At 63.0% G+C, this 23,762-nt stretch carries 22 protein-coding genes; 13 read left to right on the forward strand and 9 right to left on the reverse strand.

The window, feature by feature from the left end:
• Window positions 1–17: 17 nt before the first annotated feature.
• The 4 genes from accB to J3P85_RS02955 all read right to left on the reverse strand — a co-directional run bounded on the left by accB (window position 18) and on the right by J3P85_RS02955 (window position 5,109).
• Complete coding sequence (gene accB / locus J3P85_RS02940) at window positions 18–479, reverse strand: acetyl-CoA carboxylase biotin carboxyl carrier protein (RefSeq protein WP_434704840.1); 462 nt, start codon at window positions 477–479, stop codon at window positions 18–20.
• A 48-nt stretch (window positions 480–527) separates the two neighbouring features.
• Complete coding sequence (gene aroQ / locus J3P85_RS02945; protein ID WP_434704841.1) at window positions 528–980, reverse strand: type II 3-dehydroquinate dehydratase; 453 nt, start codon at window positions 978–980, stop codon at window positions 528–530.
• Window positions 981–1,439: 459 nt separating this feature from the next.
• Complete coding sequence (locus tag J3P85_RS02950) at window positions 1,440–3,386, reverse strand: methyl-accepting chemotaxis protein (protein WP_434704842.1); 1,947 nt, start codon at window positions 3,384–3,386, stop codon at window positions 1,440–1,442.
• Window positions 3,387–3,438: 52 nt separating this feature from the next.
• Entirely contained in the window at window positions 3,439–5,109 is a 1,671-nt protein-coding gene (locus J3P85_RS02955; protein ID WP_434704843.1) for a GGDEF domain-containing response regulator, read from the reverse strand.
• A gap of 284 nt (window positions 5,110–5,393) precedes the next feature.
• On the opposite strand from J3P85_RS02955, the gene J3P85_RS02960 reads away from it, so the two are divergent.
• From J3P85_RS02960 to J3P85_RS02985, 6 genes are all read left to right on the forward strand, one after another.
• Complete coding sequence (locus J3P85_RS02960; protein WP_434704844.1) at window positions 5,394–6,461, forward strand: DUF2333 family protein; 1,068 nt, start codon at window positions 5,394–5,396, stop codon at window positions 6,459–6,461.
• A 3-nt stretch (window positions 6,462–6,464) separates the two neighbouring features.
• Window positions 6,465–7,022: an NUDIX hydrolase gene (locus J3P85_RS02965; RefSeq protein ID WP_250964111.1), complete on the forward strand. Its 558-nt coding sequence runs from the start codon at window positions 6,465–6,467 to the stop codon at window positions 7,020–7,022.
• A 169-nt stretch (window positions 7,023–7,191) separates the two neighbouring features.
• Window positions 7,192–7,563, forward strand: coding sequence for a translation initiation factor Sui1 (locus J3P85_RS02970; protein WP_053118082.1), 372 nt, complete (start codon window positions 7,192–7,194; stop codon window positions 7,561–7,563).
• 211 nt (window positions 7,564–7,774) lie between these two features.
• Window positions 7,775–9,688: an arginine decarboxylase gene (gene speA / locus J3P85_RS02975; protein ID WP_186707901.1), complete on the forward strand. Its 1,914-nt coding sequence runs from the start codon at window positions 7,775–7,777 to the stop codon at window positions 9,686–9,688.
• A gap of 398 nt (window positions 9,689–10,086) precedes the next feature.
• Window positions 10,087–11,394 (forward strand): type VI secretion system Vgr family protein, encoded by a 1,308-nt coding sequence (locus J3P85_RS02980; protein ID WP_434704845.1) that lies wholly within the window; start codon window positions 10,087–10,089, stop codon window positions 11,392–11,394.
• Window positions 11,391–12,188 carry a DUF4123 domain-containing protein gene (locus tag J3P85_RS02985; protein WP_434704846.1) on the forward strand — a complete coding sequence of 266 codons (798 nt, stop codon included), beginning with the start codon at window positions 11,391–11,393 and terminating at the stop codon, window positions 12,186–12,188. Before J3P85_RS02980 ends, J3P85_RS02985 begins: the two co-directional genes overlap by 4 nt.
• A gap of 6 nt (window positions 12,189–12,194) precedes the next feature.
• Here J3P85_RS02985 and J3P85_RS02990 read toward each other — a convergent pair whose 3' ends face one another.
• Window positions 12,195–13,541, reverse strand: a complete 1,347-nt coding sequence (locus tag J3P85_RS02990; RefSeq protein WP_434704848.1) for an MATE family efflux transporter — start codon at window positions 13,539–13,541, stop codon at window positions 12,195–12,197.
• Between the two features lie 194 nt (window positions 13,542–13,735).
• Window positions 13,736–14,029 (reverse strand): hypothetical protein, encoded by a 294-nt coding sequence (locus J3P85_RS02995; RefSeq protein WP_434704849.1) that lies wholly within the window; start codon window positions 14,027–14,029, stop codon window positions 13,736–13,738.
• A 165-nt stretch (window positions 14,030–14,194) separates the two neighbouring features.
• Between J3P85_RS02995 and J3P85_RS03000 the strand changes: the two genes are divergently transcribed.
• The 4 genes from J3P85_RS03000 to J3P85_RS03015 are packed head-to-tail and all read left to right on the forward strand — an operon-like array spanning window position 14,195 to window position 16,467.
• Window positions 14,195–14,500: a MazG-like family protein gene (locus tag J3P85_RS03000; RefSeq protein ID WP_003186192.1), complete on the forward strand. Its 306-nt coding sequence runs from the start codon at window positions 14,195–14,197 to the stop codon at window positions 14,498–14,500.
• A complete protein-coding gene (locus J3P85_RS03005; protein ID WP_434704850.1) occupies window positions 14,497–15,246 on the forward strand; it encodes a methyltransferase in 750 nt (249 codons plus the stop codon). The genes J3P85_RS03000 and J3P85_RS03005 overlap by 4 nt, the downstream gene beginning before the upstream one ends.
• 25 nt (window positions 15,247–15,271) lie before the next feature.
• Window positions 15,272–15,889: a DUF4136 domain-containing protein gene (locus tag J3P85_RS03010; RefSeq protein WP_186707914.1), complete on the forward strand. Its 618-nt coding sequence runs from the start codon at window positions 15,272–15,274 to the stop codon at window positions 15,887–15,889.
• A 20-nt stretch (window positions 15,890–15,909) separates the two neighbouring features.
• Window positions 15,910–16,467, forward strand: coding sequence for a DUF4136 domain-containing protein (locus J3P85_RS03015; protein WP_186707916.1), 558 nt, complete (start codon window positions 15,910–15,912; stop codon window positions 16,465–16,467).
• 365 nt (window positions 16,468–16,832) lie between these two features.
• Here J3P85_RS03015 and J3P85_RS03020 read toward each other — a convergent pair whose 3' ends face one another.
• Window positions 16,833–17,687 (reverse strand): MaoC family dehydratase, encoded by an 855-nt coding sequence (locus tag J3P85_RS03020; protein WP_434704851.1) that lies wholly within the window; start codon window positions 17,685–17,687, stop codon window positions 16,833–16,835.
• Window positions 17,688–17,689: 2 nt separating this feature from the next.
• Complete coding sequence (locus J3P85_RS03025; RefSeq protein ID WP_434704852.1) at window positions 17,690–19,042, reverse strand: 3-oxoacyl-ACP reductase; 1,353 nt, start codon at window positions 19,040–19,042, stop codon at window positions 17,690–17,692.
• 258 nt (window positions 19,043–19,300) lie between these two features.
• On the opposite strand from J3P85_RS03025, the gene J3P85_RS03030 reads away from it, so the two are divergent.
• Window positions 19,301–20,578, forward strand: a complete 1,278-nt coding sequence (locus J3P85_RS03030; RefSeq protein ID WP_434704853.1) for an acetyl-CoA C-acetyltransferase — start codon at window positions 19,301–19,303, stop codon at window positions 20,576–20,578.
• On the opposite strand, the gene J3P85_RS03035 is transcribed toward J3P85_RS03030, so the two are convergent.
• Window positions 20,565–21,593, reverse strand: coding sequence for a bile acid:sodium symporter family protein (locus J3P85_RS03035; RefSeq protein WP_434704854.1), 1,029 nt, complete (start codon window positions 21,591–21,593; stop codon window positions 20,565–20,567). The genes J3P85_RS03030 and J3P85_RS03035 overlap by 14 nt on opposite strands.
• Before the next feature lie 79 nt (window positions 21,594–21,672).
• On the opposite strand from J3P85_RS03035, the gene J3P85_RS03040 reads away from it, so the two are divergent.
• The gene (locus J3P85_RS03040; protein ID WP_434704855.1) at window positions 21,673–22,464 is read left to right on the forward strand and encodes an AraC family transcriptional regulator; all 792 of its coding nucleotides are present in this window, start codon (window positions 21,673–21,675) and stop codon (window positions 22,462–22,464) included.
• 238 nt (window positions 22,465–22,702) lie between these two features.
• The gene (locus J3P85_RS03045; RefSeq protein WP_434704857.1) at window positions 22,703–23,596 is read left to right on the forward strand and encodes a PA4780 family RIO1-like protein kinase; all 894 of its coding nucleotides are present in this window, start codon (window positions 22,703–22,705) and stop codon (window positions 23,594–23,596) included.
• The last annotated feature ends 166 nt before the right edge of the window (window positions 23,597–23,762 follow it).

A 23,762-nucleotide genomic window follows, 5' to 3' on the forward strand; every position in this document is an offset into this window, starting at 1 on the left:
CAAAGGCTCCCCGCGGTTCAAACGATGGTGAACAGCGGTTGGTCGTACTCAACCGGCTGGCCGTCTTCGACGAGGATGGACTCGATCACACCGCTGGTTTCAGCTTCGATGTGGTTCATCATCTTCATGGCTTCGACGATGCACAGGGTGTCGCCTTTCTTCACGGTCTGGCCGACTTCAACGAAGGACGGCGAGGATGGCGAAGACTTGCGATAGAACGTGCCCACCATTGGTGAACGGGCAACAGCGCCGTTCAGCGTTGGTGCCGCCGGTGCGGCGGGGGCTGCGGCGGCAACCGGGGCTGCTGGAGCAGGTGCGGCGGCCGGAGCCTGCATCGGGGCCGGTGCATAGAACTGCTGGGCCGGGGTCTTGCTGTGACGGCTGATGCGTACGGACTCTTCGCCTTCCTTGATCTCAAGCTCGTCGATGCCGGACTCTTCCAGCAATTCGATCAATTTCTTAACTTTACGGATATCCATGAATCATCAACTCCCAAGGGTCGGTCAGGGGCGTTTAACGCTTGTTGTTCAAGCTGTCGCCTGTCTTTCAAGCTGCTCTAGGGCGGCCTCCAGGGCCAGTCGGTAACCGCTGGCGCCAAGGCCGCAGATCACTCCCACTGCTACATCGGAGAAGTAGGAGTGATGACGGAAAGGTTCGCGTTTGTGCACGTTGGACAAATGCACTTCGATGAATGGGATGCTCACCGCCAGCAGCGCGTCACGTAATGCGACACTTGTGTGTGTAAAAGCTGCTGGATTGATCAAAATGAAGTCCACGCCTTCGCCACGCGCGGCATGGATACGGTCGATCAATTCATATTCGGCGTTGCTTTGCAGGTAGAGCAAATGATGGCCGGCGTTGCGGGCTCGCTGTTCCAGGTCCTGGTTGATCTGGGCCAGGGTCGCGGCGCCGTAGACGCCCGGTTCACGGGTGCCCAGCAGGTTCAGGTTGGGTCCGTGCAGGACCAATAGGGTCGCCATCTGCTGTTCCTTGTTATCTGTGAGCAGGTATCAGAACCCGGCGACTATGCCGCAAAGCCTTAATGACTGTCCAGTTCTCGGCAATAGCCAGCACGATGACCGATGTTTGCGCGAAATTTATGACCCAGGCCCCTGATCCGGTCATACGGTTGGAAACCGCCCCTCTGTGGGAGCGAGCTTGCTCGCGATGACGGCGGCATATCCAACATCGATTCAAGCTGACCCACCGCTTTCGCGAGCAAGCTCGCTCCCACAGGCGATGGCGGTTGACGGTGAGTGTTCACTTTCTTTCGGAATCGACCCTGTGGCGAGGGAGCTTGCTCCCGCTGGGCTGCGCAGCAGCCCCAAGACCATTCAACACGGTGTGTCGGAAAAAACCAGTAGGCAGGTTCTACGACTGCTGCGCAGCCGAGCGGGAGCAAGCTCCCTCGCCACAATGAGTCATACCGTTTCTAGGAGCTAAACCCGAAACGCCTGCACCGCAGTGTGCAACCGCCCGCCCAGCACGAGTAGATGATCGCCCTGTTCCCGGCCCTGGCCGATGCGCAGCAGGTTGTCCCCGCCCAGTTGGTGGATCCGCTCGCTGTGGTCGCGGATTTCGCTGACGGCGCCGCTTTGTTGGGCGGTGACGTCGGCGATACGGACCGCCGTGTCGGCGATGGTCTGGATGGCGCCGACGATTTCATCCAGTGCACCGTCGGCCGCTTGCGCCTGGCTGGCGGTGGCTTCGGCGTGTTCGACCTGGGCGCGCATGCCGTCCACCGATTGGCGCGCGGCCAGTTGCAGGCGGGCGATCAAGGTCTGGATTTCGGCGGTGGCGCCGGCCGTGCGTTGGGCCAGGGAGCGGACTTCCTCGGCCACCACCGCAAAGCCCCGGCCCATTTCCCCGGCACGGGCTGCTTCGATGGCGGCGTTGAGGGCCAGCAGGTTGGTCTGGTCGGCAATCGAGCGAATCACCGTCAGCACGCCGCCGATGGTGGCCGATTCCTCGGCCAGTTGTTCAATCATTTGCGCGTTGCCTTGCACTTCCCCCACCAGTGCATGCAGGCCCGTGAGGCTCAGGCCGATGACTTTCTGCCCTTGCTCCACCGCTTGCCCGGCGCTACGGCTGGCGTCTGCGGCCTGGCTGGCATCGCCGGCGACTTGCTGGATCGTCGCTTCCAGTTCGCTGAGGGAATCACGGATCAGCGCCGTGTCGCCGGCCTGATGCTCGGCCCCGCTGTGCAATTCGCCGCTCAGCTCGGCCAGGGCCCGGCTGCTGCCCGCGACCTGTTCAGCATTCATCCGAATGGTGCCCACCAGGTCCACCAGATAAGCGCGCAGGCGATTGAGCGAAGCCTCGATGTCTTGCATTTCGCGGTTGCTGGCGCCCACCTGGATGCCCCGGCTGAAGTCCCCTTCGGCCCAGGTCGACAGGGCCGGAGCCAGGTGCGTCAAGGTGCGGGCCAGGCGTCGCTGCAAGGTGTCGATCAACAGTGCGATCAGCAGGATCAGGCCGATCATCACCCCCTGAATCAAGCGTACCTCCCCCTGGATCTGCCCATGCTGGGCCCGCACGGCCGGCTCCAGGGTATCGATCGCCATTTGCACATCGGCGATTTTCAGGTGCGTGGCGCTGCTTAGCTCGGTGCGTTTCTGGATCAATTCACGGGTGCGGGTCAATTCCGCCGGATAACGGCCGAGCAGGCTGTTGAGTTCGCGCTTGAGGGCGATGCCAGCGTCTTCGGCGGCGGCTTTTTCCTGGGTCTCCAGGCCCATCAGCGCGGCGAAATCATCGCTGCCCGAATCGCTGCTGGCGGTGACACCCAGCAGCGGCAGGCTATCGAGGCGTTCGGCCTCGACACGGATGCTCGCCAGTTCCCGTTCGACATCGGCGGCCAGTTCGCTGCGGCCGCTGCTGACCAGTTTGTCCCGCGTGAGGGACAACCGGCCCAGGTGCTGCGACGCGGCGAACAAGGGAGGCAAGTAGGCCGGGGCGCCGTTGGCGTATTGGGCCAGTTGATCGAGGCTGGCGCTCAGTTCACGCTCGGCCTGCAGCAGCAACGCCTGCGGATCGCCGGCCAGTTTGCCGGCGGCCAGCAGATCGGTCTTGCTGAAGCTGTCGAGGTTCGACAGGCTCGGACGCAAGGTCTTGGCCAGCTCCAGGGAAAACTGGTCGAGGTCTTTTTGCAGCGTTTCCAAGGCCTGGGTGGCCGCGCTCAGGCGCAAGGCATCGCCGCTGGCCAGGTAGTCCTCGATGTTGCGCGCCACTTCGCCCTGGAACTGCCGCGACAGGCCCAGATAACGCTCCATCAGCAAGTAGGGCCGTTCCAGGGCGATCTGCGACCACCATAGGGTGGCCCCGAGGCCCAGGCACACGGCAACTAAAAGAAGGGTGTTGAGATTGGTCAGCAGCTTCAGGCGCATCAAGGGTCTACCGGGGGCAGAATCGTAAGTGCCTGAATTTATTGCGCTTGAGTTACAGGTTTATGACCGAATCGGTCGATTCCGATGAAAAAGTGGCACTTTGCTTTGATTGGCGGGCGCTCTGTACCCGGTTGCGTCCGGCGTGCTTGGCGCGATACAGCGCTTCGTCCGCCTGGCTGGCCATCATCAGGCTGTCGGAATCATCGCTCATTTCCACCACGCCGGCGCTGAAGGTGCACCACAAATCATGGGGCTGGGCCGGGTAATGGATTTCGGCAAAGCGCTGGCGAATCTCATCCAACACCTTGCAGGCAGCGTCGATGTCGGTGTCGGGCATGACAATGGCGAACTCTTCGCCGCCGTAACGGCCGATGAAGTCGGTCTTGCGCAGGCGTTGCTTGAGAAACAGCGCCAGACTCTTGATCACCCGGTCGCCCATGGGGTGGCCGTGGCTGTCATTGACCCGTTTGAAATGGTCGATATCGAGCATGGCGAAGCTCAGGGGCTTGCCTTCGCGACGGGCGCGGAAGCTGCAATCTTCGAGCAGTTGCAGGATGTGGGTGTGGTTGTACAGGCCGGTGAGGCTGTCGCGCACCATCCGCGCCTTGAGGTTGCGCGCCCGGGCCGCACGGTTGCGTACGGTGGTGATCAGGTGCCGAGGCTTGATCGGCTTGGTCAGGAAGTCGTCGCCACCTTCGCTCATGGCGTCGAGCTGCTTGTCCAGGTCGTCTTCGGCGGACAGGTAGATGATCGGCACGCTGACGTAGCGGTCATTGTGGCGGATCACCTTGGCCAGTTCCGTGCCGGTGCAGGCGGGCATGTACATATCGAGGATGATCAGGTCGGGCTGGAAATCCGCGAGCTCGGCCATGGCCTGGATCGGTTCGATCAGCGTGCGGGTGATGATGCCGGCGCTGTTGAGCAGGCGCTCGGTGTGCAAGGCCTGGGCACGGGAGTCATCGATGATCAGCACTTTGTAGGGATCGTACTGGGCGACGCAGGTCAGCACCTCGATCTTTTCCAGCAGGCTCGAGGCTTCGAGGGTGCCGGTGAGGAATTCCTGCCCGCCGGCGCGTACCGCGGCCAGGCGTGTCGGCGTGTCGGTTTCCAACAAACTGAAGAACAACAGCGGCAACGGTTGTTCCAGGCCTTCCTGGGCTTCGGCGGCCAGTTTCAGGCCAGTGCCGGGGCCGCTGAAGTCCACATCCATGACGATTGCCGCCGGCAGGCGCTCGACCATCGAGGCCCGGAACGCCGCGACATTGTCCAGCGCTTGGGCGCTGAGGCCGAAGAATTCCAATTGCTTGGCCAGGCGCTCGGCGCGGTCATGGTCCTGCAGCATCACGTAGACGGGTTTGCGCAGCGGTGGCAGGAAAGTTTGTTCGAGCTGGTCGCCGTGGCGCAGGCCGGTGCGCGACAAACGCTGCATCAGGCGGTTGATTTCGGTGATCAGCTGGCTGCTCAGGCGCCCGCGATTGGCATCCACCGCTTGCAGCGATTGGCTGATGCCTTGGGCCAGTTGGGAGTGCTCGGGCTGTTCGAAGCGCTCGGCAAAGCGCAGCAGGCGCAGATTGGCTTCGCTGAGTTCCGAGAGGTCGGTGCTTGACCATTCGCTGCGTTGCAGGCGCTGCCAGATCTCCAGGATCTGACGAGCCTGATGAATTACCCGCTGGGCAAAGTGGTGCTTGAGGCGCTCACGGCTGGGGTCTTCTGGCTCGGTCATATCCTGACTACTAGTTAGGGTGCATGCTGAGATCGACTGGTGGCTCTATGCTAGCACCTCTTTTCCCTCGCATGAGTGTCGTACGTCAATATTCTGTCCAGTCGCGAAATTCAGTTTGTGACTGGACAGTCTCGTAGGCCGATGGCAATGCTTCCTTTATAGTGCTGTTCGATTGCCCTGTCGCGCCCGGCATGATTGGCGCCGCATTATCGCGTTTCAAATCAGGCACGATGGCGTAGGGTTGTGGTCGAACCGAGAACTCAAGTGATTGAAGGAACATCGCCATGCTGGACTGGAAAAACCGCGCGGGCAGCGCGCCTGAACGCGCCGCCGAGCCGAAATCGGCCGCCCGCAGCTACCTGGGTGGGCTTTTTTTCAGCCGCGCACTGGCGACGCTGATTGCCCTCTACCTGCTGGTGACCATTGCCGTCGGCTGGTACTGGAGCCAGGAGCCCGCGTTGTTCCCCGTGCAGCAGAACGCCCAGGCCGCGGCCGAGAAGGACGGCCGGCAGATGGTGGTGGGCTACACCACGGTCGAGACCCTCAAGACCGTGGCCGGGACCTTGCTGACCAAGCAGGGTGGCTACATCTCCAACGACCGCTTCCCGCCAGGCCTGTGGATGGACAACATGCCGAGCTGGGAATACGGCGTGCTGGTGCAGGTCCGCGACCTGAGCCGCGCCCTGCGCAAGGACTTCGCCCGCTCCCAGTCCCAGTCCGCCGAGGACGCCGACCTGGCCAAGGCCGAGCCGCGCTTCAACTTCGACAACCGCAGCTGGGTGCTGCCCTCCAGCGAATCCGAATACCAGGAAGGCATCAACTCCCTGAGCCGCTATCAGGCGCGGCTGTCCGACCCGAACCAGAAAAGCGCGCTGTTCTACGCGCGCGCCGACAACTTGAACAACTGGCTGGGCGACGTCGGCACGCGCCTGGGTTCGTTGTCCCAGCGCCTGTCGGCCAGCGTTGGCCGGGTCAAGCTCAACACCTCGCTGAAAACCGAAGTCCCGGCCCCGGGCCAGGTGCCGCAGGTGGACGAAGAGGTGGTCGAGACCCCATGGCTGCAGATCGACAACGTGTTCTATGAAGCCCGCGGCCAGGCCTGGGCGCTGTCGCACCTGCTGCGCGCCATCGAAGTGGACTTCGCCGATGTGCTGGCGAAAAAGAACGCCACGGTCAGCGTGCGGCAGATCATCCGTGAACTGGAAGCGTCCCAGGAACCGGTCTGGAGCCCGATGATCCTCAACGGCAGTGGCTTCGGTGTGTTGGCGAACCACTCGCTGGTCATGGCCAACTACATTTCCCGGGCCAACGCAGCGGTCATCGACTTGCGGCAACTGCTGAACCAGGGTTGATCCATGAGTGAAAGCCCCCGGGAGGTCGCTCACCGAGTGGCCTCGGATGCCGAGTTGATCGCGTGGGTCGACGAGCACGACAACCTGCTCGGCAGCCTGGTGCGTTCGGAGTTGCGCGAACGCGGGCTGATCGGACGTGGCACCTACATCATGCTGTTCAACTCGGCCGGTGAACTCTGTGTTCACCGGCGCACCCTGAGCAAGGCCATCTACCCGGGGTTCTGGGACGTGGCGGCGGGCGGCATGGTCCAGGCCGACGAGACCTACGCCGAATCGGCGGCCCGTGAGCTGGCGGAGGAGCTGGGCGTGAGCGGCGTGGAACTGACCGCCCATGACCATTTTTATTTCGAAGACCCCGGCAGTCGTCTGTGGTGCTCGGCGTTCTCGGCGGTGTGGGACGGCCCATTGGTCCTGCAGCCCGAAGAAGTCCTCGAAGCGCGTTTCCTGCCCCTCGAACAGGTGCTCGATGAAATCCAGCGCATGCCTTACTGCCCGGACTCCCTGGCGGCACTTGAGCGCTATTTGCGCGTCCACGGTGGCAGCGTCGCAAAGAAGCTATAAATTGGCGCTGATTGGCCCTTAGCAAGTCGGCTTTTTGCCGTTACACTGCGCGACTTTTCAAGCTGAACCGTGTCTGCGGTCCAGTAGCGCTGCCCCTGCCTGAGTGGGGTTTCGCGGTCGAGGCACATTCTCCCCTCGACCAGTCTTTGTCCTCCCAAGAGGATTGCCGGTGGCCAAAAAAGCCGCATCCTTCGCCGCCCTGGGCGGCCTGGTATTTTCTACCGACGCCGGTCGTCATTGCCCTGATTGCCGTCAACCGGTGGATGCCTGTATCTGCAAACAGACCGCCATCCCCGCCGGTGACGGCATTGCCCGTGTGCGCCGTGAAAGCAAAGGGCGCGGCGGCAAGACGGTGACCACGATCACCGGTGTGCCGTTGGCCGAAGACGCGCTCAAGGAGTTGGCCACCACGTTGAAGAAACGCTGTGGCACCGGTGGTGCGTTGAAAGACGGCATCATCGAGATCCAGGGCGATCACGTCGAGCTGCTGCTGGCGGAACTGCTCAAGCACGGCTTCAAGGCAAAGAAATCCGGCGGCTAGCAGCTTCTGTGAAAACCACCCTCGGCTTGACCCGGACCCGCCGTCCGAGGTCGCCCGCATGGTTTTCACAGAGCCTGTTCTGAACGGGTTTCTAAACTCATCGCTGGGAGCAGGGTCTACCTTGCTAACAGGCAATTCGTCATTTTCACTCTCTAGACTGCCCCAGCCTCCGACCGGATGGTGCATTTTGACTTCTTTATAGGGGACTTCGATGTCCGTACGACGCACACGCAAAGACGATGGCAGCCAATGGACAGTTGCGGACAGCCGCAGTGTTTACGGGATTCGCCATTGGGGGGCCGGGTATTTCGCGATCAATGAAGCCGGTCGCGTCGAAGTCCGTCCGAACGGTCCAGGCAGTTCGCCCATCGACCTGTTCGAGCAAGTCGACCAGTTGCGCCAGAGTGGCCTCTCGCTGCCGTTGCTGGTGCGCTTCCCCGACATCCTGCAAGACCGTGTGCGCCAGCTCACCGGCGCGTTCGACAGCAACATCGCGCGCCTGGAATATCAGAGCAAGTACACCGCGCTCTACCCGATCAAGGTCAACCAGCAAGAAGCGGTGATCGAAAACATCATTGCCACCCAGAACGTCTCCATCGGCCTGGAAGCCGGTTCCAAGCCGGAGCTGCTGGCGGTGCTGGCCCTCGCACCGAAGGGCGGGACCATTGTCTGCAACGGCTACAAGGACCGCGAATTCATCCGCCTGGCGCTGATGGGCCAGAAGCTTGGCCACAACGTCTTCATCGTCATCGAGAAAGAGTCCGAAGTCGGCCTGGTGATCGAAGAGGCCGCAGTGCTCAAGGTCAAGCCACAGGTCGGCCTGCGGGTGCGCCTGTCGTCCCTGGCGTCGAGCAAGTGGGCCGATACCGGTGGCGAGAAGTCCAAGTTCGGCTTGTCGGCCGCGCAACTGCTGTCGGTGGTCGAGCGTTTCCGCGCGGCTGGCCTGGACCAGGGCATCCGCCTGCTGCACTTCCACATGGGTTCGCAGATCGCCAACCTGGCGGACTACCAGCATGGCTTCAAGGAAGCGATCCGTTACTACGGTGAGCTGCGCAACCTCGGCCTGCCGGTGGATCACATCGACGTCGGCGGCGGCCTCGGCGTGGACTACGACGGGACGCACTCGCGCAATGCCAGTTCGATCAACTACGACATGGACGATTACGCCGGTGTCGTGGTTGGCATGCTCAAGGAGTTCTGCGACGCCCAGGGCCTGCCGCACCCGCACATTTTCTCGGAAAGCGGCCGCTCGCTGACTGCTCACCACGCGATGCTGGTGGTGCAGGTGACCGACGTCGAAAAACACAACGACGACGTGCCGGCGATCGACAACAAGCAGGAACTGCCGGAAACCGTGCAATGGCTGGTTGACCTGCTGGGCCCCACCGACATCGAGATGGTCACCGAGACCTACTGGCGCGCCACGCACTACATGAGCGACGTGGCGGCGCAATATGCCGACGGCAAGCTGACCCTGGCGGAAAAAGCCTTGGCCGAGCAGTGCTACTTTGCCGTGTGCCGTCGCCTGCACAACTCGTTGAAGGCCCGCCAGCGCTCGCACCGCCAGGTGCTGGACGAGCTCAACGACAAGCTGGCCGACAAGTACATCTGCAACTTCTCGGTATTCCAGAGCCTGCCGGACACCTGGGCCATCGGCCAAGTGCTGCCGATCCTGCCGCTGCATCGCCTGGACGAAGAGCCGCTGCGCCGCGCCGTGCTGCAAGACCTGACCTGCGACTCCGACGGCAAGATCAAGCAGTACGTCGACGAGCAGAGCATCGAGACCAGCCTGCCGGTGCACGCCCTCAATCCTGGTGAAGACTACCTGCTGGGCATCTTCCTGGTGGGCGCCTACCAGGAAATTCTCGGCGACATGCACAACCTGTTCGGCGATACCGACTCGGTGAACATCTACCAGAACGCCGACGGCAGCGTGTACCACGCAGGTATCGAAACCCACGACACCATCGAAGACATGCTGCGCTACGTGCACTTGTCGCCAGAGGAGTTGATGACGCACTACCGCGACAAGTGCGCCAGCGCCCGCATCAGCGCCGCCGAGCGCACCCAGTTCCTCGATGCGTTGCGTTTGGGGCTGACGCGTTCGTCGTATCTGTCTTCCTGATAGAAGATAGCCCAACAGCCGCTCCCTCAAGGTTGGCGCGATTCACTGTGGCGAGGGAGCTTGCTCCCGCAGGGCTGCGCAGCAGACCCATTCGTTGTGGCTGCTTCGCACCCAAGCGGGAGCAAGCTCCCTCGCCACAGGATTGCATCACGTTCACCTCTTGGCTGATCGACACTGCCCGCCGGGGCTGTCAGAAAAATACACCGTACATTGCGGTTTTTTTCGGACAGTCCTGGAGGGTATTTTTGTTTATGCCACGGCTATTTCTTCACACCGGTTCATTTAATCGGCGATGTCCTTATTTCATGTAGTCCCTTTCCTAACTTGTACTTGGCCCCTCTACGCGGCCATGTCGGTCGGCGAGAATCCCCGGCCGCCCCTCCTGTAGAGAAACGCCGATGTCCGATCCAGCCCGCGAGCCAGCTTTTCATCTGGAGATAGCCGGTCTGCCCGAGCCCGTTGACGTGGTCGCTTTTACGGGCAGTGAAGCGATCAGCGAACCCTTCATCTATGAAGCGGAGCTGCCGTTGCTCGACCCGAACCTGGACTTGGCGGGCTTGCTGTACCGCAGCGTCTGGTTGAGTTTCGGAGCGTCAGGCCGAGGCATTCATGGGCAGATCCATGAGTGGGTCCAGCACTCCCATGGCGTCGGCTGCCGGGTGCGCATCAGCCCCAGGCTGGCCTGTCTGGGTCAACGCTTCAACCAGCGAGTGTTCAGCGCCCGCTCGGTGCCGCAGATCATTCGCCAGGTGCTCAAGGCCCATGGCATCAGCGGGCGCAGCCTGTGCCTGGACCTGAGTGGCGATTACCCACCGCAGGATTTTTGTACCCAGTATCGGGAATCGGACCTGCAGTTCCTCCAGCGCGTGTGCGCCCAAGCGGGTATCCACTTTCATTTCGAACACGCCCGCGACGGGCATTGCCTGGTGTTCGCGGACAACCCGCACAGTTTTCCCCCTGCCGGCCAGGCGGTCTATGCGGACGAGGGGCCGACTGCCGCGGTGCGGACCTTCAGCGTGCAAACCGCTGTGGCGGGGGAGCAAGTCGCCCAGGGTCGTAGCGACCTGACGAACCTGCACGCCGGCCAGATACTGACGCTGACGGCCCATCCGTTTGCCGGCTGGAACCGGCGCTGGCTGTTGACCAGGGTCGAACATCGCGCCCAGGCGGGCGTGTATGGCAATCATTTCAAGGCCATTCCCCGGGGCGTGCTGTTCATGCCGGACAACGTCCCGGCCAAGCCCCGCATGGCAAGCCGGCAACGCGGTTGGGTCGTGGCGGTTGACGAGCCTCCGGTGCTCGGGGCGGGGCGCGTGGCGGTGGAGTTCGACTGGGTCTATCAGGGCGAAGGTTCCAGTCCCAGCCATTGCTGGTTGCCTTTGGCGCCCGAGCTGGCGGCTGGCGGGGTAGACGCGATGGGTGACGGTACCGAGGTGCTGGTGAGCTTTATCGAAGGCGATCCGGATCGGCCGTTGATCAGTGCATTTCTGAGCGAGCCTGCCTTGGTAGAGGGCGCGGATGAGTCATTCTCGGGCGAAACATTTGGGCCATCTGTGGTCGATCCGGTGCTGTTGTCGGCGATGCGGGAGGCCGAGCCGCTGGTCTTGTTGTGCCTGTTGCCCGAAGGCGGGCCTTTCAACCCTTGCACCCAACCCCTGTGCACCTGCCGCATGCTCATGGGCCGCGGCTCGGGCGTTGCTCGATGAGCGCCGTGGCCGTGCCTGGATCGACGCCGCAGTGGTTGTTGCTGGACGTGCCGAGTGCGCCTGAGGCAGCGCAGCGCGTTCATGCGCAGTTCGCCGACGCCCAGCGCTTTGCCCTGTTCGAAGGCACCGAGTTGCATGGGCTTCGCGACCACGGCCCGCTGTTGGTGGATCTGCGCCAATCGCCAGCGTTGACGAGTCTTTGCCACCTGGACCCGCACGCCTGGCCAGGGCTGTTGTTGGCCTGTCCACAGCCTGCGGTGCAATTACTGGCGCATCTGCGGCGCATGCTGACGGTGACGCTCGGCCTGCATCACAAAGCCTTGTTGAATTACTACAACCCGCACACCGCGAGCTATTTCTTCGACGGTTGCGACTCCCATGAACTCAGTTGCTGGCTGGGTCCGATCAGCCTGTTGCGCTGGTTTGGCGGCACATGGGCCGACCGGGCGATCGGCAGTCAGGGCTGGCAGCAACTGTCCAACCCCGGATTGCCGGTGGCAGCGCTGGAGAAGGAGCACGGCCTCAGCGATCGACAGCAGGGCCAGTTGCAGCGCTGCCTGCTGGAGCGTCACGCGTGGCAATGGTCCCTTTCCACCGGCCGTGATTACCGCCGGCTCTGGGAGGATGTGCAGCAGGGGCTGGCGCTGGGTTTTACCGAGCGGACGGTGCTCGACGACTGGCTCTGGCTGCGGCTGCAATACCCCAATGCCCGGCTCCTGCCGGGGCCGGAGGGTGATTCTCAGCGCGAGCGGCTCGATCACCTGCGGCGACGCTGGCAGGGCCGTCAGGGTTGAGGGTTATTACGTCGGCGCGCCGAGCCAACGGTCGTGCCGCTGCAAGTGCCAGGCAAACGCACCGAGGGTGAGGCTGCGCAAGGCCATGAACAGCAGGAAGGTGATCCACAGTCCGTGGTTGCCCAACCCCAGCAGCATCCAGGCGATTGGCGCCACCAGCAGCAGGGTCAAGACCATGCCGTTGCGCATTTCCCGGGCGCGGGTGGCACCGATGAACAGGCCGTCGAGCAAGTAGCTCCAGACCGCGATCAGCGGCAAGGTCGCCAGGTAGGGCAGGTAGCCATAAGCGGTGGCGCGCACGTCGGGAATGTCGGTCTGCATGTCGATGAACACATGGCCGGCGAGCAGGAACAGCAGGGCAAAGCCGAGGCTGGCAATCAGCGACCAACCGCCGGCCACCACCAGCGAGCGACGCAGGGCGAGGCGGTCGCGAGCGCCAATGGCATGGCCGCACAGCGCTTCCACGGCGTGGGCGAGGCCGTCCAGGGCATGGGCGGTCAACAGCAGGCCGTTGAGCAGCAGGGCATTGGCTGCCACGGTCGCGTCCCCCAGGCGCGCGCCTTGCACCGTGATCAGGAAAAACACCGCTTGCAGGGCCAGGCTGCGAATGAAAATGTCCCGGTTCACCGCCAGCAGCGGACGCCAGTTCTGCCATACGCCCAGGGCTGCCCAGGCGATTTGTCCGGGCCAGGCCCGCAGGGTCTTGCGAGCCAGGGCCAGGCCAACCAGCGCACCGGTCCACTCGGCAATCACCGAGGCCCGGGCCGAACCGGTCACGCCCCAGTCCAGGCCGATCACGAACCACAGGTTCAGGGCGATGTTGACCAGGTTGGTCACCAGCAGGATCGCCAACGGCGCCCGGGCATTCTGGGCGCCAAGGAACCAGCCCACCAGCGCATAGCTGGCCAGCGCCGCCGGCAAGCCGAAGAGCCGGGTGTGGAAGAAGTCGCGGGTCAATTGGTTGAGCTCAGCGGACGGCTGCATGAAGTGCAAGGCCACGTCGCTCAACGGCACGCCGACGGCACCGAGCAACATCGCCAACCCCATCGCCAACAGCAGGCCTTGCAGCAACACTTGCCGCAACGCCGCGCCGTCACCACGCCCGGCGGCCTGTGCGGCGAACCCGGTGGTGCCCATGCGCAAGAAACCCATGGCCCACGCCAGCACCGTATACAAACTCGCCCCGACCGCCACCGCGCCCAACTGATGGGCATGGGGCAAGTGGCCGATGACCGTGCTATCCACCAGCGCCACCAGCGGCACGGAAATGTTCGAGAGAATCATCGGCGCAGCCAACGCCCAGACCCGGCGATGGGTGAGGCGGTCGCGCCAGTCGGTGATCAGGTTGGGCATGCGGGCTCCTTGATGGAGCGCGATTGTAGCGGGTTCTTGCCTGCTCGTTCCCTGCGGAACTTGGATTCATTGTGGCGAGGGAGCTTGCTCCCGCTGGACTGCGCAGCAGTCCCCAAAAACAGGGCCGCTGCGCGCCCCAGCGGGAGCAAGCTCCCTCGCCACAGGGTGTGTCAGGCGAGAGGACGCTGGAGGCTTTAGTGAATGATCCAGCTCAACAACCACAACCCCAGCACCAGCCAGATGATGCCCATGACGATCGAGGCCCGCATGAACGCGCGAATGGCCGAGTACAGCAGTATCAGCCCGAGGATCAGGGCGATGATGCTGATGATCGAGGTGTCCATGCCCAGGGTGCGTGACAGCCCGTCGACGAAGTTGCCGCCGGCGTTGGCCAGGGTGTTGAAGAGGCCGCTGAGCAGGTCGACGATGAACCGGATCACCGAACCGAGCGCCTGGCCGAGCCATTCGAAAAAGCTTTCTACCTGCATATGTGCATCCTGATGGGAGGGAATCTGCGTTGAGCCGTTGGCTCCTGATTGTAGGAACTGTGGCGGCCGAGTTGGTTCGATTATGGGGCAAACCGCCGCTTCGTACCGAGGACTCTTGCCTTCCCCGGTCATCCCCCTGAAGCTATGCGCATTCAGGAGAACCCGATGAACCTTGTTGAACTGACCGAACGCCTGCATGCCATTCGCGACCGTAACGATTGGCGGCAATTTCACAGCCCGAAAAACCTCGCCATGGCCGCCAGCGTGGAAATGGCCGAGCTGGTGGAGATTTTCCAATGGCTGACCGAGGACCAGTCCCGCCAGTTGCCGGCGGACAAACTGGCCCACGCCGGGCAGGAAGTCGGTGACATCGTGTTGTACCTGTTGCTGCTGTGCAGCGAGCTGGGCCTGGACATGGACGCCGTGGTGCGCAGCAAGCTGGCGGACAGCGAACGGCGGTTCGGCCAATGAGCGACCGTCATTTCGATCAGCTCGCCACGCGTTTCGCTGAGAAAATCTACGGCGGGGCCAAGGGCGCGATCCGCCTGGCAGTGCTTCAGGCCGACCTGCTGGAAAGCTTGCCGCAACGCCCGTTGCGCGTGCTGGACATCGGCGCCGGCCTGGGCCACATGTCGTTGTGGCTGGCCGAGCGCGGCCACCAGGTGACCCTGGCCGAGCCGGCCGAACCCATGCTCGAAGGCGCCCGCCAACGCTTTGCCGAGGCCGGCCAGCAGGCCACGTTTATCCAGGCGCCGTGGCAGGAGCTGCTCGGCCAGTTGACCGAGCCTTACGACCTGGTGCTGTGTCACGCGGTGCTGGAGTGGCTGGCCGAGCCCCACGCGATCCTGCCGGTGTTGCACCAACTCACGGTCCCGGGTGGTTGGTTGTCCCTGGCGTTCTACAACCGCGACGCGTTGGTCTATCGCAACCTGCTCAAGGGGCATTTTCGCAAGTTGCGCAAAAACGACATGGCCGGCGAAAAACAGAGCCTGACACCACAACAGCCCCTTGATCCGCGCGAATTGGCGGCGCAACTTGAAGGCCTGTGGCAGGTCGAAAGCCAGAGTGGCGTGCGGGTTTTCCATGACTACATGCCCGTAGAATTCCAGGGGCGGGTGGAGCTGGCGCAGTTGCTGGAAATGGAACTGGCCCACCGTCGCCATCCGGCGTTTGCCGGGTTGGGGCGTTATCTGCACTGGGTTTGTCGTCCCCTCTGATCTGAACGTGCAATCGGAGCGCGAAATGAAAGGTCGTTCAGGGTTGTTGGTGCTGTGCCTGGGGCTGGTGGCCTGCCAGGGCAGCAATCCCTATGTCGCCACGTCCAACCCGCTGCCGCCGGCGCCGCCCGAGGCCGCCACGGTGTTCGACCGTAGCGCCTATCCGGCGCCGCCCCGTGATTACGGGCGCTATCGCAGTTGGGCCTGGCGTGACGGGCGTTTGCCACCGGGCACTGCCTGGGCGGATTCGGCCCAAGTGGCCGAAGCGGTGAGCAACGCCCTCGACCAGCGAGGCCTGCGGCCGCTGCATGACAACCGGCCCGCCGACCTGTTCGTCAGCGCCGACCTGCGCCTGGAGACCCGCGTGCGTCAGGTTCGGGACGACTATGATGCGGGGTACTACGGTGGCTACAACCGTTACGACCGCTACGGTCCGGGTTATGGCGTGTACCGTCCGATGCCGATGGTGCGCACGTATCAGGAACAAGTCGTGGTGGTTCGGGTGGACCTGTTTGATGCCCGCACCGGTCAGCCGGTGTGGAGCGCCAGCGCCGAGACTGGCCAGCGGGGCAGCCAGACCGAGCGCACCGATGCCATTCGTGAAGCGGTGGAAAAAGCCCTGTCGGCGTATCCGCCAAGTTGATTACGCAACGGAGAAAAACCATGTTTCGCCGTCTTGCTCTACTGGCCTTCACCTTGCTGCTGGGGGCCTGTGCTTCTAACCAGGTCAATCATGACTTCGACACCAGCCGTGATTTCGCGGCATATCGCAGTTGGAGCTGGAAAGACCCGGCGCTGCAATATCGTCCCGATGACCCCCGTATCAAGAGCGACCTGACCGAACAGCGGATCCGCCAGGCGGTGGCCGATCAACTCGACCAGCGCGGCCTGCGCCCGGCCGCGGCAGGTGGGCGCGGCGATGTGCTGGTCCAGGCCTATTTGATTGTCGAGGACCGCCAGCAACAGGTCACGACCAACTATGGCGGCGGTTGGGGTGGCCCTTGGAACGGGTATTGGGGCGGGCCGATGTACAACGAAACCCGCAACATCAGCTACAAGGTCGCCACCGTGCAGATCGACCTGCTCGATGGCAAGGACGGCAAGCTGGTGTGGCGTGGCAGTGATGAGCAATTGCTCAGCAACTCCCCCAACCCGACCGACCGCAACACGGCTGTGCGAGAGACGGTCGGGCGGATCCTGTCCAACTACCCGCCGCGCTGAGTGGGTTGATTCAAGATGGATGCAAGCTGACCCACCGCTATCGCGAGCAAGCTCGCTCCCACAGGGATTTTGTGGCGAGCGCCTGCCCCTCGAACACTCCGGAACAAACTGTGGGAGCGAGCTTGCTCGCGATGACGGCAGTACAGCCAAACTTGATGCAAGCTGACCCACCGCCATCGCGAGCAAGCTCGCTCCCACAGGGATTTCGTGGCGAGCGCCTGCCCCTCGAACACTCCGGAACAAACTGTGGGAGCGAGCTTGCTCGCGATGACGGCAGTACAGCCAACCTTGATGCAAGCTGAGCCACCGCTATCGCGAGCAAGCTCGCTCCCACAATGGATTTATGGTGAGTGCCGTTATTCTGCTCAGGCCACCGGCCGCCACGCCCCCACCATATGCTCCAGCGCCCCGGCGCCCATCAGTTGCAGTTGCCCACTGGAGCCCGCCGCGCTGGCCAGCAGGGTCACTTCGCTGGGCAGGCGCACTGGTTTTTTGAAGGTCACGTCAATCTCGATGTTGGCCTCGGCCAGGTGGTCATCCAGCGCCGCCAGGGTCCTGGCCTTGTTCCACAGACCATGGGCGATGGCGGTGGGGAAGCCGAACAGCCGAGCGCTCATGCCACTCAGGTGGATCGGGTTGTAGTCGCCGGAGACCTTGGCGTACTGCCGACCGATGTCAGCCGGTGCGGCCCAACGCGCGACTTCAATCAAGGGCAGGCTGGCCTCGGGCGAGTCGTCCACGAGTGCGCCGTCAAGCTGGACCCCTTTGCACAGCATCTGGCTCCGGGCCTCCCACAGCGGCCCCAATTGATCATCGAGGCGGGTCATCAGGTCGAAGACTGCGCCCTTGGCGTGGGCTTGCAGGTTCTCGACATGGACGCTGGTCCGCACCTGGCCGACCCCACCCATGGGCCGCAGTACACGAATGCGGTTGCTCAAGTGGATCAGCCCCAACAACGGAAAGGGAAAGTCCCGCCCTGTGAGCAATTGCATTTGCAGGGCGAACGCCAAGACGTGGGGATAGGTCGGCGGCAGTAGTCCGTTATCGACGAAACCGCAAACCTTGCGATAAGCCGCCAGCCGTTGCGGGTCGACCTGGAGCACTTGGCGCAATCCTTCCTCGGGCAAGGTCGTTCCGGTGATCTTGCGCCGTGTCGCCGCTTTCGAATAAAGCCCGGACATGGAGGGCGGGCTGCTGACGTCATGCCATTGGATCGTCATGGTCACGCTCCCAATAGGCTTTGACCGCACACCCGCAAGGCCTGCCCCGTCACGGCGCCGGTGCCCGGTTGTGCGAGCCAGGCCACGGCTTCGGCGACGTCCTGGGGCAAACCGCCCTGGCCAAGGGAGCTCATGCGCCGTCCGGCCTCGCGCAAGGCGAAGGGGATCTCGGCGGTCATGCGGGTTTCAATGAAGCCCGGCGCCACGGCATTGATACTGATACCGCGTGTCTGCAACTGCGGCGCCCACGCCTGGGCCAGGCCGATCAGCCCGGCTTTGCTCGCCGCATAGTTGGTCTGCCCACGGTTGCCGGCAATGCCGCTGATGGACGCCAGCAGAACCACCCGGCCATTGTCCCGCAGGGTGCCGCTGTCGAGCAGGGCCTTGGTCAGTACTTGCGGGGCGTTGAGGTTGACGGCCAGCACGGCGTCCCAGAATTCCGGGGTCATGTTGGCGAGGGTTTTGTCCCGGGTGATGCCGGCGTTGTGCACCACGATGTCGACGCCGTCGGGCAAGTGCTCGATCAACTGTGGGGCCGCCTCTTCAGCGCAGATATCCAGCGTGACGCTGCGTCCGCTCAAGCGCGCCGCCAGGGCGTCGAGATCGGTCTTGGCCTGCGGGACGTCCAGCAGGATCACGTCGGCGCCATCGCGGGCCAGGGTTTCGGCGATGGCGGCGCCGATCCCGCGGGCTGCGCCAGTGACCAGCGCCTTGAGCCCCGTGAGCGGCCGGGTCCAGTCCTGGACTTGGTTGTCACAGGCGTTAAGACGAATGACCTGCCCGGAAATGAAGGCGCTTTTGGGCGACAGGAAAAACCGCAGCGCACCTTCCAACTGGGTTTCGGCACCGTTGCCGACGTACAGCAATTGCAGCGTCCCGCCGTGGCGCAGCTCTTTGGCCAGGGACCGGCTGAAACCCTCCAACGCCCGCTGGGCACTGGCGGCGAACGGATCGCCAAGACTTTCCGGTGCACGCCCGAGGATGACGACATGGGCGCTGTGGTCGAGGTTTTTCATCAGCGGCTGGAAAAATTCCCGCAGTTGCTTGAGCTGGTCGGCCTGGACCAAATGGCTGGCGTCGTACACCACCGCCTTGATTTTCGGGCCGTGGCCGGGGATCCATTCCGTGGCCAGGGTCGGTTCGCCGCCGTAGATGAAAATGCTGTCGGTCAGGCGCTTGGCAAAGGTGCCGATCTGTTCGGTCAACGGCCCACCGCCCAGCAGCAGCGCGCCTTCGATCGGCCGCAGCCGCCCGGCCTGCCAGCGTTCCAGGCGTACCGGCGAGGGCAGGCCGAGGGACCCGACCATGCGCCGGCCGATGGGCGAATTGGCGAAGTCGATATAACGGTCAGACATGGAACACACTCCGGCTGATGAGGTTCCAAGTGTGGACCATGATTGGCAATCAGTCGTTCGATCGGCGAGATAAAGCCTAAGCTTGTCCCGGAGCGTCTTGTCCAAGGCACCGGATACCTGTGGGAGCGAGCTTGCTCGCGATGCAGGCGCCGCGATTTTTCAGGGATAGCGCGTCATCGTTCATCGCGAGCAAGCTCGCTCCCACAGACGTTCGGTTGTTTCAGCGAGTACATTCAGACCTACACAGGGAGTTCTTTCATGACACAGCTACGCCGCGTCGCGATCATCGGCGGTAACCGCATTCCCTTCGCCCGCTCCAACGGGCTCTATGCCACCGCCAGCAACAAGGCGATGTTGACGGCTGCCCTCGAGGGGCTGATCGAACGCTACAACCTGCATGGCTTGCACATCGGCGAAGTGGCGGCCGGTGCGGTGCTCAAGCACTCTCGGGATATGAACCTGACCCGCGAATGCGTGCTCGGTTCGCGGTTGTCACCGATGACGCCGGCCTATGACGTACAGCAGGCCTGCGGTACGGGGCTGGAGACGGTGCTGCTGGTGGCCAACAAGATCGCCCTGGGCCAGATCGACAGCGGCATTGCCGGCGGCGTCGACACCACATCGGACGCGCCGATCGCCGTCAACGAGGGGTTGCGCAGGATCCTGCTGCAAGCCAATCGCGCCAAGAGCACCGCCGAGAAAATCAAGACCTTCCTGCAATTGCGCCCCCAACACCTGATGCCGGATCTGCCGCGCATCAACGAACCGCGCACTGGCCTGAGCATGGGCGAGCACTGTGAATTGATGGCCCAGACCTGGCAGATCCCTCGGGAGGCGCAAGATCAGCTGGCCCTGGAGAGCCATCAGAAGATGGCCGCGTCCTACGCCGAAGGCTGGCAGAACGACTTGATGACGCCGTTTCTCGGCCTGACCCGGGACAACAACCTGCGCCCGGACCTGACCCTGGAAAAACTCGCGTCCCTCAAGCCGGCCTTCGAAAAAAGCGCCAAGGGCACGATGACTGCCGGCAACTCCACCCCACTGACCGACGGTGCCTCGTTGGTGCTGCTGGGCAGCGAAGAATGGGCCAAGGCCCGGGGCCTGCCGATCCTGGCGTACCTGCGTGACGGTGAAACGGCAGCGGTGGATTTCGTCAACGGTGCCGAAGGGCTGCTGATGGCCCCGGTCTACGCCGTGCCGCGATTGTTGGCGCGCAACGGCCTGACCTTGCAAGACTTCGATTACTACGAAATCCATGAAGCGTTCGCCGCCCAAGTGCTGTGCACGCTCAAGGCCTGGGAAGACCCGGACTATTGCAACACCCGCCTGGGCCTCGACGCGCCGCTGGGGTCCATCGAGCGCAGCCGGCTGAACGTGAAGGGCAGTTCCCTGGCCGCCGGGCATCCGTTTGCCGCCACGGGCGGGCGCATTGTCGCCAACCTCGCCAAGTTGCTGGACGCCGCCGGGCGAGGTCGAGGGTTGATCTCCATCTGTGCCGCCGCCGGCCAGGGCGTGACGGCGATCATCGAGCGTTGACGAGGGCGCCGTCCTGGCCGGATGTCAGCGCCTTGTGCTGGCTGGCATAGCGCTCGGCCAGGATCGAGCAGACGATCAACTGCAGCGGGTGATAGATCATGATCGGCAGCAGAATCAGCCCCAGGCCCGGGTGGTTGCCGAAAATCAACGCCGCCATCGGCACCCCGGCGGCAAGGGATTTCTTGCTGGCGCAAAACACCGCGGCGACTTCATCGGCGCTGTTGAATTTCAGGGCGCGGGCGGTACGGGTGGTCGCCCACAGGATGATTGCCAGCAGCACGGCACTGCCCACCACTGCGCTAAGCAACACGCCGCTGCCTTGCTGGCGCCAGATGCCGGACACCATCGAGTTGCAGAACGCCGCATAGACCAGCAGCAGGATGACCAACTTGTCGATGATGCCGGTGTAGCGTTTGTATCGTCCGAAAAAGCCGGCCAGCCAACGTCGCAGGAACTGCCCCAGCACCAGCGGCAGCAGCAACATCAGGCACAGGTCGAGCAAGGTTGACCCCAGGTCGATGCCCCCGGCGCCACTGCCGACGACGAAACTGACCAGCAACGGTGTCAGGAAAATCCCCAGTACGCTGGACAGGCTCGCGTTGAGAATTGCCGCAGGCACGTTACCTTTCGCACTGCCAGTCAGGGCCACCGAGGAAGAGATCGTCGAGGGCAGGGCGCAGAGGTAGAAGAACCCCAGCATCAGCAGCGCCGGCACATGGCTGCTCAGTAGCCAATTGCTGAGTAGCCAGATCAATGGGAACACGCCAAAGGTGAAACCCTGCACCATCGCATGCAGCCGGATGTTCTTCAGGCCGTGGCGGATCTGCTCGCCGGACAAGTTGACCCCGTGCAGGAAGAACACCACGAAGATGCCGATGTTGACCACCCATTCGGCATGCATGGCACCGCCCGTGGCGCCAAAGGTCGGGAAGAAATATGCCAACAGCGTGGCGAGCAACATGCCGCACAGGAACCAGTCGGTCACCAGGCGTTTGAGGTGTCTGACGATATGCATAGGGCACCGCAAGTTGTAGGAAAGGTCGACTTAGCCTAACGTCGTCTTCATTAGTCGTCTTGCGACATAAGGCCAATCAATGCCGCCTAACGGACATCAGCAGCTGGAACGCCATATCCCCGACCTAGCGCAATTGCCGAGGCCGCTGTACGCCCGTGTCGAAAGCCTGAGCGCCGGTTCCTGGACCCAAGCCCATCGTCATGATTGGGTGCAGTTTTCCTACGCCATCAGCGGCGTTCTTGGCGTACACACCGCCGCCGGCAGTTTTTTTGCTCCACCACAACGGGGCATCTGGATTCCAGCGGACCTGGAGCACCAAGTGGTGACCTCCACCCGGGCGGAAATGCGCAGCCTGTACGTCCATCGCCACGCTTGCCCCTGGGCCGACGAGCGCTGTCGGGTGTTGGAGGTCACGCCGCTGGCCCGTGAACTGATCAAGGTGTTCTGTCAGCTGCCGGTCGATTATCCCCAGGGTGATACCCAGGAAGAACGGCTGGTGCAGGTGCTGCTGGATCAGTTGGCGACGCTGCCGGAGGTGGGATTTTCCTTGCCGCTGCCGCGACATGCCCGCTTGCTGGCGCTGTGCAACGAATTGATCGAACAGCCCGAACAGAACGTCACCTTGCACGCTTGGTCCGAGCGTCTGGGCACGTCGGAAAAAACCCTGATGCGCCTGTTCCAGCGCGAGACCGGCCTGAGCTTTCGGGCCTGGCGCCAGCGCATGCGTTTGTTGTCGTCCCTGGGCTCGTTGGAGAAGGGCGACAGCGTTACCAGCGCCGCGTTGTCCTGTGGGTATGATTCAACGTCTGCGTTCATTGCCGCGTTCAAGGGGATGTTCGGGTTTACCCCGGGGGAGTTGTTCAAGCATTGAGTCGCCACACTGGCCTACGGCGGTTGTAGACATGGCTGTCAGCTCTTGTCGCAAATACCTGGGCATTCAGTTGCCAACGCCAGGTCCGGTCTCGGCTATGATTTGGCGCGGTCGATAATCCGGCACATTGTGTGCATCACCGGTTCATAGGTCGGCACCCCCTCCCCGTGGAGCAAGGATTGCCGTATAACGACTGTCATTCGCGTGTTTGGTAATAAAGGACCCACAATAAAAGCTGATGAAGACTCCAAAACGCATTGAACCCCTGATCGAGGACGGTCTGGTCGACGAGGTGCTGCGCCCACTCATGAGTGGTAAAGAAGCAGCTGTTTATGTGGTGCGCTGCGGCAACGAGCTACGTTGCGCGAAGGTCTACAAGGAGGCGAACAAGCGAAGTTTTCGTCAGGCGGCCGAATATCAGGAAGGCCGCAAGGTGCGCAACAGCCGTCAGGCCCGGGCCATGGCCAAGGGCTCGAAGTTCGGGCGCAAGGAAACCGAGGACGCCTGGCAGAACGCCGAAGTGGCGGCCCTGTTTCGCCTGGCGAGCGCGGGTGTACGTGTACCCAAGCCGTACGACTTCCTCGAAGGCGTGCTGCTGATGGAGCTGGTGGCCGACGAGTATGGCGATGCGGCTCCGCGCCTGAACGATGTGGTGCTGGAGCCGGACCAGGCCCGTGAATATCACGCCTATCTGATTTCCCAGATCGTGCTGATGCTGTGTACCGGTCTGGTGCATGGTGACCTGTCGGAGTTCAACGTCCTGCTCACGCCAACGGGGCCGGTGATCATCGACCTGCCACAAGCCGTGGATGCCGCGGGTAACAACCATGCCTTCAGCATGTTGGAGCGGGACGTGGGCAATATGGCGTCCTACTTCGGCCGGTTCGCCCCGGAGCTCAAGCGCACCAAGTACGCGAAGGAAATGTGGGCACTGTACGAAGCCGGCACCCTGCACCCGGCCAGCGCGCTGACCGGCGAGTTCGACGAGCCGGAAGAACTGGCGGATGTCGGCGGGATCATGCGTGAAATCGAGGCTGCACGCCTGGACGAAGAACGCCGCCAGGCGGTCCGCGCCGCCGACGATGCACCACCCGGCAAGACCGAAGAACCACCGCCGCCATGGATGCAATGATCGGTTGAACAGAAACCCGGCCAATGGCCGGGTTTTTTTGTGGGCACCAAAAGCGGCCCCCACCGCCAATCCTCTGTGGCACAGAACCCTGTGGGAGCGAGCTTGCTCGCGATAGCGGTGGTTCAGCTTGCATGGATGTTGAATGTGCCGCCGTCTTCGCGAGCAA

The organism is Pseudomonas sp. Z1-12, from assembly GCF_051132015.1.
Taxonomy (GTDB): domain Bacteria; phylum Pseudomonadota; class Gammaproteobacteria; order Pseudomonadales; family Pseudomonadaceae; genus Aquipseudomonas; species Aquipseudomonas zanjanensis.

Excerpts from the sequence above, each read along its gene's own strand:
- accB (WP_434704840.1), bottom strand. The coding sequence starts at position 479 with ATGGATATCCGTAAAGTTAAGAAATTGATCGAATTGCTGGAAGAGTCC.
- aroQ (WP_434704841.1), bottom strand. The coding sequence starts at position 980 with ATGGCGACCCTATTGGTCCTGCACGGACCCAACCTGAACCTGCTGGGC.
- J3P85_RS02950 (WP_434704842.1), bottom strand. The coding sequence starts at position 3,386 with ATGCGCCTGAAGCTGCTGACCAATCTCAACACCCTTCTTTTAGTTGCC.
- J3P85_RS02955 (WP_434704843.1), bottom strand. The coding sequence starts at position 5,109 with ATGACCGAGCCAGAAGACCCCAGCCGTGAGCGCCTCAAGCACCACTTT.
- J3P85_RS02960 (WP_434704844.1), top strand. The coding sequence starts at position 5,394 with ATGCTGGACTGGAAAAACCGCGCGGGCAGCGCGCCTGAACGCGCCGCC.
- J3P85_RS02965 (WP_250964111.1), top strand. The coding sequence starts at position 6,465 with ATGAGTGAAAGCCCCCGGGAGGTCGCTCACCGAGTGGCCTCGGATGCC.
- speA (WP_186707901.1), top strand. The coding sequence starts at position 7,775 with ATGTCCGTACGACGCACACGCAAAGACGATGGCAGCCAATGGACAGTT.
- J3P85_RS02980 (WP_434704845.1), top strand. The coding sequence starts at position 10,087 with ATGTCCGATCCAGCCCGCGAGCCAGCTTTTCATCTGGAGATAGCCGGT.
- J3P85_RS02985 (WP_434704846.1), top strand. The coding sequence starts at position 11,391 with ATGAGCGCCGTGGCCGTGCCTGGATCGACGCCGCAGTGGTTGTTGCTG.
- J3P85_RS02990 (WP_434704848.1), bottom strand. The coding sequence starts at position 13,541 with ATGCCCAACCTGATCACCGACTGGCGCGACCGCCTCACCCATCGCCGG.
- J3P85_RS02995 (WP_434704849.1), bottom strand. The coding sequence starts at position 14,029 with ATGCAGGTAGAAAGCTTTTTCGAATGGCTCGGCCAGGCGCTCGGTTCG.
- J3P85_RS03000 (WP_003186192.1), top strand. The coding sequence starts at position 14,195 with ATGAACCTTGTTGAACTGACCGAACGCCTGCATGCCATTCGCGACCGT.
- J3P85_RS03005 (WP_434704850.1), top strand. The coding sequence starts at position 14,497 with ATGAGCGACCGTCATTTCGATCAGCTCGCCACGCGTTTCGCTGAGAAA.
- J3P85_RS03010 (WP_186707914.1), top strand. The coding sequence starts at position 15,272 with ATGAAAGGTCGTTCAGGGTTGTTGGTGCTGTGCCTGGGGCTGGTGGCC.
- J3P85_RS03015 (WP_186707916.1), top strand. The coding sequence starts at position 15,910 with ATGTTTCGCCGTCTTGCTCTACTGGCCTTCACCTTGCTGCTGGGGGCC.
- J3P85_RS03020 (WP_434704851.1), bottom strand. The coding sequence starts at position 17,687 with ATGACGATCCAATGGCATGACGTCAGCAGCCCGCCCTCCATGTCCGGG.
- J3P85_RS03025 (WP_434704852.1), bottom strand. The coding sequence starts at position 19,042 with ATGTCTGACCGTTATATCGACTTCGCCAATTCGCCCATCGGCCGGCGC.
- J3P85_RS03030 (WP_434704853.1), top strand. The coding sequence starts at position 19,301 with ATGACACAGCTACGCCGCGTCGCGATCATCGGCGGTAACCGCATTCCC.
- J3P85_RS03035 (WP_434704854.1), bottom strand. The coding sequence starts at position 21,593 with ATGCATATCGTCAGACACCTCAAACGCCTGGTGACCGACTGGTTCCTG.
- J3P85_RS03040 (WP_434704855.1), top strand. The coding sequence starts at position 21,673 with ATGCCGCCTAACGGACATCAGCAGCTGGAACGCCATATCCCCGACCTA.
- J3P85_RS03045 (WP_434704857.1), top strand. The coding sequence starts at position 22,703 with ATGAAGACTCCAAAACGCATTGAACCCCTGATCGAGGACGGTCTGGTC.